The 2,515-nt window shown below is 70.4% G+C and carries 2 protein-coding genes and 1 pseudogene; all 3 read left to right on the top strand.

Annotated features, from left to right (window positions below; translation table 11 throughout):
• Positions 1 to 106 precede the first annotated feature (106 nt).
• Positions 107 to 484, top strand: coding sequence for a hypothetical protein (locus DAT37_RS12950; protein WP_109524998.1), 378 nt, complete (start codon positions 107 to 109; stop codon positions 482 to 484).
• A gap of 229 nt (positions 485 to 713) precedes the next feature.
• The gene (locus DAT37_RS12945; RefSeq protein ID WP_109524997.1) at positions 714 to 1,979 is read left to right on the top strand and encodes a serine hydroxymethyltransferase; all 1,266 of its coding nucleotides are present in this window, start codon (positions 714 to 716) and stop codon (positions 1,977 to 1,979) included.
• Positions 1,980 to 2,036: 57 nt separating this feature from the next.
• Positions 2,037 to 2,515: pseudogene (locus DAT37_RS12940) on the top strand (undecaprenyl-phosphate alpha-N-acetylglucosaminyl 1-phosphate transferase); the annotation flags it as partial.

The following is a 2,515-nucleotide window of genomic DNA, read 5'->3' as shown; positions in this document are numbered from 1 at the left end:
CGACCGTCGAGGTGCCGCCCGGCGAGTACGGCGAGGGGGAGTGGGCGCCCATGGACGTGAGACCTGATGGCCCGCCCGGCAGCGTCGGCCCCGGAAGGAGCGCGTGATGTACGTGGACCCGCCCGCCCCCCAGCCCATGCGTCCCGGTGAGACGCCGCCCGCGGCCCCCGGGGCCAACCCCCTGGATCCCCAGCCGAGGGCCTGGGAGTTCAATCCCGAGTACCAGCGACTGGTCACCGCGTGGCAGACCGTCATGCCCCTGCTGGAGAACCTCACGACGGCCCTCGACAAGGCGTACCGGCAGGCCAGGAGTCCGCAGACGTGGGACGCGCCCGTGGGCAAACGCTACGTGGAGGACATCGCCGAGTGGCGCACCAGGCTGGCCCTCTACCGCCAGGCCGTGCTCACCTCGATCAGCGACGAGGCCGCCGACACGCCCCGCTGGATCCCCAGCGCGGCCGGCGCGCCCCACGCCTTCTCCTGACACACCCCAAACCACCACCACTGGGGCTTCCCGACTGACACCCCCGCCAGGCTCCGGGAGGCTCCCCCCAGGCTCCGGGGAGGCTCCCGTCTGGCCTCTGAAGCGGCCTCCAGCGCTCCTGACGCCCCCTCCCAGGCCCGTGAGAGCCGGTGGGCTCAGCCAGGTTCCTGGGAGCGTCGCTCTGGGCGGGCATGTGGGCAAAACGGACACTCGCCTTTAGAGTGGAGAAATGGGTCCACAGCCCTACTATGGCCCCGATTTCGGCCTGCTTCAGCGGCAGGACCCCGAGATGGCCCAGGTGCTTCTCGACGAGCTGGAGCGGGTGCGCGGCGGGCTGCAACTGATCGCCAGCGAGAACTTCACCTCGCCCGCCGTCCTGGCCGCGCTGGGATCCACGCTCACCAACAAGTACGCCGAGGGCTACCCGGGCAGGCGCTACTACGGCGGCTGCGAGGTCGTGGACCGGGCCGAGCGGCTGGCGATCGACCGGGCCCGCAAGCTGTTCGGCGCCGAGCACGCCAACGTCCAGCCGCACTCCGGCGCGTCGGCCAATCTCGCCGCCTACGCGGCGCTGCTACAGCCGGGCGACACGATGCTCGCGATGGAACTGCAGCACGGCGGCCACCTCACCCACGGCTCCAAGGTGAACTTTTCAGGAAGATGGTTCGACGTCGTGTCGTACGGCGTGCGTCGGGACACCGAACTCATCGACTACGACGAGGTGCGCGACCTGGCGCTGCGGCACCAGCCGAAGCTGATCGTCTGCGGTGCCACGTCGTACCCGAGGCTGCTCGACTTCACCGCGTTCCGCGGCATCGCCGACGAGGTGGGGGCGTGGCTGCTCGCCGACGTCGCGCACCCGATCGGGCTGATGGCCGGTGGCGCGATCCCGTCGGCGGTGCCGTACGCCGACGTCGTGACGTTCACGACGCACAAGGCGCTGCGCGGCCCGCGCGGCGGCGGCATCCTGTGCACGGCGGAGCTGGCCGCCAGGATCGACCGGGCGGTGTTCCCGTTCGTGCAGGGAGGGCCGCTCATGCACGCGGTGGCGGCGAAGGCGGTGGCGTTCGGTGAGGCGATGCGGCCGGAGTTCGCCGGTTACGCGAAGAAGGTGGTCGGCAACGCGCGGGCGCTGTGCGACGCGCTGGCCGCCGAGGGCATGCGGCCGGTCGCTGGCGGCACCGACACGCATCTGGCGCTGATCGACCTGCGCGGACTCGGCGTGTCGGGCGCCGAGGCCGAAACGCGCTGCGCGGCGGCGGGGATAACGCTCAACCGCAACGCGATCCCGTATGATCCGGAGCCTCCGGTGGTCACTTCCGGGATCCGTGTCGGCACGCCGTGTGTCACGACCCAGGGCATGGGGCCGGAGGAGCTGAAGGAGGTCGGGATGCTGGTGGCCCAGGCCGTGCTGCGTCCCGGCGCGGCGGCCGGCGTGCGTGAGCGGGTGTCGGCGTTGCTGACCATCCATCAGCCATATCTCAGCGAATATTAAGCTGGTCTGTGTCGTTTTCCGGTCACAGCGGGCCGGAGCATCCGGGAAACTAGGTCCGTGCGCGAATACCTGTTCATGGCGCTCGTTGCGGCGGCGGTGACGTATCTCCTCGTCCCGCTGGTTCGCCGCTTCGCCATCCGCATCGGGGCCGCTCCGGAGATTCGCGAGCGGGACGTGCACACCACGCCGACGCCGCGGCTGGGCGGACTGGCGATGTACGGCGGGCTGGTGGCGGGCCTGCTGGTGGCCAGCGAACTGGCCTACACCGGTGAGGCGCTCAGGGACGCCGACGGCCATCCGGTGACCGCCCTGCTCATCGCGGGCGGCCTCATCACCCTCACCGGCTTCCTCGACGACTGGTGGGGCATGGACGCCTTCATCAAGCTGGCCGGTCAGATCGCCGCGGCGGGGGTGCTCGTCTACTACGATCTGCGGCTGGTCTACATCCCGCTGCCCAAGGACTGGGGCGGCTCCACCAGCCTCGACTACACCCTGAGCACGATCATCACCATCATGGTGGTGGTCGTCACGATCAA

Origin of the sequence: Nocardia aurea, from assembly GCF_003123685.1 — a bacterium.
Classification (GTDB): domain Bacteria; phylum Actinomycetota; class Actinomycetes; order Mycobacteriales; family Mycobacteriaceae; genus Nocardia; species Nocardia aurea.
Note: the sequence above shows the minus strand (reverse complement) of the source record. Positions and strands in the feature narration are given on the sequence as shown.

Excerpts from the sequence above, each read along its gene's own strand:
- DAT37_RS12950 (WP_109524998.1), top strand. The coding sequence starts at position 107 with ATGTACGTGGACCCGCCCGCCCCCCAGCCCATGCGTCCCGGTGAGACG.
- DAT37_RS12945 (WP_109524997.1), top strand. The coding sequence starts at position 714 with ATGGGTCCACAGCCCTACTATGGCCCCGATTTCGGCCTGCTTCAGCGG.